The sequence below is a fragment of the Pseudomonadota bacterium genome (genome assembly GCA_030860485.1).
Classification (GTDB): domain Bacteria; phylum Pseudomonadota; class Gammaproteobacteria; order JACCXJ01; family JACCXJ01; genus JACCXJ01.
This window is the reverse complement of the sequence record JALZID010000193.1, coordinates 1-5209: the sequence shown is the minus strand read 5'-3', so window position 1 is coordinate 5209 and position 5209 is coordinate 1. Positions and strand designations below refer to the sequence as shown.

The window sequence follows — 5209 nt, the reverse complement described above, 5'->3', positions numbered from 1 at the left end:
AGCGTATCGGGGTGGCGCAGCCCGGTCTGCAGCGCGATCGCGCCGCCCTGCGAGAATCCGGCGAGCACGATCCGCGACGCGGCGACCCCGCGCTTTCCTTCGCGATCGATCAGGGCGTTGATCTGCGTTTGCGATTCGCGGACGCCCCGCTCGTCGGCGCGGCGCGACGTGCCTTCGAGCTCGCCGAAGGAGACGTCGTACCAGGCGCGCATGACAGCGCCCCCGTTAATCGTCACCGGTCGCATCGGCGCGTGCGGGAACACGAAACGGAGCGCCGGCGCCGCGTCGAGCCCGAGCTCGTCCACGATAGGCACAAAATCGCCGCCGTCGGCGCCCAGGCCGTGCATCCAGATGACGCTGGCCGACGGGTTCTGCCCGGTCTCTATCTCGATAGCGTCCAGTAATCTTGGCATAAGCAAGGCGCGAATCGTAATTCGTGAGTCGTGAGGGTCAGCGGCTGACCCGGATCCAATCCCGGTGCCGCTTAGGTCGTCGACGGCCGGAACGGGGCGATCACCCTGTCCTCGTCCGCTTCGCGGTAGCCCAAGGGGACGAGGTGCAGGGACCCATCGGCGTTGCGGGTGATGATCAAGGCTTCGTAGATCACGGCGCCTTCGGGCCGCGCTTGCTGGCCTTCAAGGTCGTGCCCTCGGGTTTGTAGGCGTGCGGGCTCGCGGTGTCCTGGCCCACCGCGGGACGCACGGCACAGCCCCATTTGAGGGGCTCGTCCTGTACATAACGCTTGCCGAGCTGCCAGGCGATCTGCGCACGCCCGAGCTCCACGCCCATATAGAAAGCATGCGGGGCATCGCCTTGCAGCAGGTCCAGTCTGGGGTAGAGGTCAAAGGGATCGGTAGCGGTCGTCATACCGTCGCGATTATAGACGTGGATGCCGGCCGCCGAGACGTTCACGCGGTAGCTGGGATCGCGGATCTGGGCTGCGATCTCGGCGATCTCGGCCTCCGAATAGGGAAACGGTTTGCGTTCGTGCAGGGCACAGAGCGAAGAATCGTAGCCGCGCGGCAGGCTCCGGTCTTCGCGTGCCGCGAACAACATGCGGCGCGCGCAATCGAGCTCGCGCACCACGGACCGGGCATGCGGGCTCACCTCCGTGGTCAAGAGATGGGTGATGCGAAGCTCGGACATGACCCCGAGCATGAAGGCGTTGAGCCCGGCGGTATCGGCATCGGTCAGCTCCGAGACGTTTCCGGTGCCCATCATGATCTCGATCCCGGGATAGCGATCGCGCAGCTCGACATAGCGCGCGAGCGAGCGGCTGAGCCCGAAGTGAATGGGGTCGAGGACGCTGTCGGCGATGAATGTCCGGCCGCGCGCCGCGAGCGCGTCGATGGCGCGAAAAAGAGATGCCAGATCGCCGGGCTCTTCCGGGATCAGGATCGGTATCGAGCCCACCTCGTCCGCCACCCAGAGGGTGCTCTCCTTGAGGCTCAGGAGATGATCGGCCCCCGCCCGCCCGCCACGCAAAAGCTCCTCGGTCACGAGCGAATCGACGCTCACCCGATGGCCGCGCTCGTGTAAGGCCGCGATCGCCTCTTCGAGGTGCGGAAAAGGGACGCCGGGCAGGCAACCGAGATCGACCACGTCGGCCCCGTCGGCCCCATAACGCGCGGCCCGATCCAGGATCCCTTCGACGCAGAGCCGGGGGGCATCCACGATCTCGGCGAAGATGCGGATGTCGTAACGGCTGAGATCGGGCGGGACCCCGCCGCGACCGAGGAAGCCCGGCAGGTCCTTCATATCCTCGGGACCCCGCACTACGGGGACGCCGAGCTTCTCTGCCGGCACCGTAAGATCGCCGGCGCAAAGGCCCGGGACGATCACGCGCTCGGCGCCGCGCGGCCCGTCGAGCCGGCGCGCGATCATCTCGGCGCTCATGAGCGCCGCCACGCTGACCCCGATGTTGAGGACCTCGTAGCTGAGCTCGGGACCTTGCGACGCCCCGAGGATCCGGCGGAGCCCGGGCTCGGCCAGCTTACCGGTCAGGAACAGGAGCCGCTCGGCCACGAGATCAGGCGAGCGCTACGCGGCCTGCCGCCGCGCCGGGACGTTCGGAACGCGACCAGGGCGCGGGCCCTGGGTTTCCCCTTCGTGCTTCAATAGCTGCATACCTTCCGTATGACCTTCCCACACCCAGGAAGCTATGGGGTCTCCCAAGTTCTTCGACATATCTCTTCCTGCATGCCTGGCCTTTGGACTCCGGCGGACCTCCAAACCCTCGCCATGACGGGTGCTTCACGTTGGCTTCGGGCGCGTTAAAATCCTCGCCATCCGCGACCTCATCTCGAAGCTGTAACCAGTACTGGAGGCGTGCACGGTCGCCCCTAGGCCCACAGGATGCTTTGTCTACGCTTCGCCTATCTTGTTCGCCTCTCCCTCGACTCCGCCACAGACGCGAGACTCGATATGGTTGGGCAGCCAACCCTTACCCGGCCGGGACTTTCACCCGGCAAGATACTCTTGGCGCCATAACAAACCAAGCTGAGGGGCGCCGCGCTTTTTGTGGCGTCCCTCTACAGCGCCGAGTCAGGCAACTCGAACCTCCACGAACTCACTTGAGACATGGGGCTTGGGAAGTTCGGTCCCTTCATCCCGCAAACCCTCGATATGAAGTTCGATCGCTTCTTTGATGAGATCAACCACTTCATCGCGCGTTTCGCCGACCGCCACACAGCCCGGGAGATCGGGCACATAGGCCCCAAAGCTGGTGGGGCCTTCTTCTACGACGACCATGTATTTCATAGCTAACTCTTCAAACCTGCCTGCTTGAGAATGTTGTTCAGGGTTCCCGACGGAACATCAACGCTTGGCTTGCCAGCAACCGTGACCAAACCCGCCTTGGACGGATGTTTGAACTGTCGGTGACTAGCCCTCATGCGCACTTGAATCCAACCTTTGCTTTCCAGCAGCTTGATGATCTCGCTAACCTTCATGGGTCACGATTTTACCGCATTTACCTCGCGTCGAGTCGAGCGTTACCGTTACCCTTTAGGAGGGAGGAATGCCGTTAATCGTCGGGTGGCACCGTGCGCGTCAGTAACGGAACGTGAGCTCGAGGTAGCCGTAGTCGGCGTCCTCGCCGGCGAAGGTTATGATACCCTAGCCTAGCCCGCCCCGGCCAGTGAGCTCTTTTTACGTCAAGATCGTGCCCATGAAGGGGCAGTGGCGCTAGGCGAGGCCGTGGGGCCAGCCGCGGCGAGTGGGTATTGGCGGGGAATCGATTGAGGGGCAGGGAGGGATTGTCAAGGCATTGCGACCGTGGGGCATTCTGCCCCACGGTCGCTCTGCGTTTACGGCTGGTGATACGATGATTAAATGGCGTACACCATTGCGTTTGCGCAGTCAGTTCGGGAGCAGTTACTGACACTTACCGCGCGTCAGCGGATCAGGGTCTTGGACGCGATCGAAGAGCAGCTGTGTCACCAGCCGTTGGTGGAGACGAAACACCGCAAGGTCCTGCGGCCCAACCCGGTTACGCCGTGGGAATTGCGCGCCGGGTATTTGCGAGTATTCTATGACGTGAGTGTTGATGAACCCCAAAATGGTCAGGGTTCTGGCGGTAGGACGAAAGAGAGGCGACAAGCTCTATATCGGCGGCCAGGTTATGAAAACGATAGAGCTATCCGACGCATCCGAACCATTATCGGATTATGCGAAGGCATTGGATGACGATATCCTCGTTGTTACTTCCAGGAAGAAACCCGTAGCTGCGTTGGTCCGCTGAAGCACGTGGGTCACGAGGCTTTGGTCTTGAGTACCAATCCGGAGTTTAGGGCCGTTATTGAGGCAGCGAGGGAGGAATTCAGGGCTGGCAAGAAGTTATCGCTCGAGGAGATGAAGCGAAAGGTGTTGACGTCACATAACTGTTCCCAGTGCCATCCACCCCGATGACACGGCCCTCATCCCTAATCCGTCCCCCCGGCCCGCTTGGCCCATACCAGAGCCCCCGTGCTGTCATACTTGGCCACAAAGACATCATCTGACCCCGCGCTCATGAGCATCGTTTCATTGGCCTCGCCCGGCCCAAAGGTCGCCGTGCCCGCGAAGAACCCCGTCACATAACTACCATCGTTAGATCAACCAATTCATCCCCTTCTCCCTGGCGACAGAGGGTCGGGGGGGAGGGGGAAATGGCTAAAGTGGAGTATAGCGAGTATAGATAATAGGCGCGGTTACGTGCCCCGTCCACATCACCCGCGTCGAGCAAGAGCCTTGCAGAAGCAGCGGCGCGGCTCGCCTTGTCCATCAGGTCACGTGTATTCACAGGCGGATCCCCGCGCCGCGGATGTTCTGGAGCAGCCGGGGGTTCGAGTACGACTCGGGGTGCTCCCACTCGTCTTCCCACTATACCAAGCTGCGGTGGGCCGCGCTAAGCGCGTCCGAGGGCTTCATCTCCCTGAGCTCCGCCCCGGGGGTGTACTTGTGGTAACGGGAGAAACCCCGCACCACCTGCTCGACATACAGGCAGAGGTCATAGCTCCACTTGTAGATGGGCAAGTGCTCGGATTGCGCCATAATTTGCCAAAGGCTGGGGGGCCAAGCCCCCCAGACCCCCAATCAAATTATCAAATGATTCAAATGACCCCATGATCGACTACGGCGAGCCGCCACGCACCGCACGCACGGGGCGGGCGTCGCCCTTATCGAAGTCGATCACGAAGCCGCCGCCGAAATCCACGACCCACGCGGAGCCGGAGAAGAAGGCGGCGGTAGTAGACGACCAGTAGAGGAACGCCGCCGTACAGCTGCCGTCCGTCACCGTGGCCCGGCGCACACGGGGTCTTGTCTGCCCGGACGCCGGGAACTGCGCGCACGGCGGGGGCGGCGAACGGTGCGCGGTTCGACCACGCGCCGGGACGTTCGGAACGCCACCCGGGCGCCTGCCCGGCATTTTTGCTACTATCGCGGCCCCGACCCAGAGACGCTCTGCCGCGATGCGCGTACACGTACTCGGCTCCGCCGCGGGCGGCGGCTTCCCGCAATGGAACTGCAACTGCCGCAACTGCGCCGGCCTGCGCCAGGGCACGACCCGGGCACAGGCCCGCACCCAGTCGTCGATCGCGGTCGGGGACGGCGAGGACTGGGTGTTGTTCAATGCCTCCCCGGACATCCGGACGCAGCTCGGCGGCTTCGCGGACTTGCAGCCGGGGCGCGCGGTGCGCGACACCGCGATCCGCGCCATCGTCCTCAT

General features: G+C 63.3%; 7 protein-coding genes and 1 pseudogene. 1 reads left to right on the top strand and 7 read right to left on the bottom strand.

From position 1 onward, the window contains the following. The 7 genes and pseudogenes from M3461_10545 to M3461_10515 all read right to left on the bottom strand — a co-directional run. A partial coding sequence (locus M3461_10545) for an alpha/beta hydrolase (GenBank protein ID MDQ3774755.1) occupies positions 1 to 413 on the bottom strand: 413 nt, incomplete at its 3' end. 190 nt (positions 414 to 603) lie between these two features. Next, the gene (locus tag M3461_10540) at positions 604 to 2025 is read right to left on the bottom strand and encodes a DUF6513 domain-containing protein (protein ID MDQ3774754.1); all 1422 of its coding nucleotides are present in this window, start codon (positions 2023 to 2025) and stop codon (positions 604 to 606) included. 519 nt (positions 2026 to 2544) lie between these two features. Beyond that, positions 2545 to 2760 carry a type II toxin-antitoxin system HicB family antitoxin gene (locus M3461_10535; protein MDQ3774753.1) on the bottom strand — a complete coding sequence of 72 codons (216 nt, stop codon included), beginning with the start codon at positions 2758 to 2760 and terminating at the stop codon, positions 2545 to 2547. Positions 2761 to 2762: 2 nt separating this feature from the next. Then, positions 2763 to 2951, bottom strand: a complete 189-nt coding sequence (locus M3461_10530) for a type II toxin-antitoxin system HicA family toxin (GenBank protein ID MDQ3774752.1) — start codon at positions 2949 to 2951, stop codon at positions 2763 to 2765. Between the two features lie 1226 nt (positions 2952 to 4177). After that, positions 4178 to 4264 (bottom strand): annotated as a pseudogene (locus tag M3461_10525) (DNA-binding protein). 98 nt (positions 4265 to 4362) lie between these two features. Next, on the bottom strand, positions 4363 to 4515 hold the full coding sequence (locus tag M3461_10520; protein ID MDQ3774751.1) for a hypothetical protein: 153 nt from the start codon (positions 4513 to 4515) through the stop codon (positions 4363 to 4365). A 97-nt stretch (positions 4516 to 4612) separates the two neighbouring features. After that, positions 4613 to 4909: a DUF1566 domain-containing protein gene (locus M3461_10515; protein MDQ3774750.1), complete on the bottom strand. Its 297-nt coding sequence runs from the start codon at positions 4907 to 4909 to the stop codon at positions 4613 to 4615. 43 nt (positions 4910 to 4952) lie between these two features. Here M3461_10515 and M3461_10510 point away from each other — a divergent pair. Then, positions 4953 to 5209, top strand: a 257-nt coding sequence (locus M3461_10510; GenBank protein ID MDQ3774749.1) for a pyrroloquinoline quinone biosynthesis protein B, incomplete at its 3' end; no start/stop codon positions are given.

What these genes read in the sequence shown, in the direction of transcription:
- M3461_10535 (MDQ3774753.1), bottom strand. Translation starts at nt 2,760, where the DNA reads ATGAAATACATGGTCGTCGTAGAAGAAGGCCCCACCAGCTTTGGGGCC.
- M3461_10530 (MDQ3774752.1), bottom strand. Translation starts at nt 2,951, where the DNA reads ATGAAGGTTAGCGAGATCATCAAGCTGCTGGAAAGCAAAGGTTGGATT.
- M3461_10515 (MDQ3774750.1), bottom strand. Translation starts at nt 4,909, where the DNA reads ATGCCGGGCAGGCGCCCGGGTGGCGTTCCGAACGTCCCGGCGCGTGGT.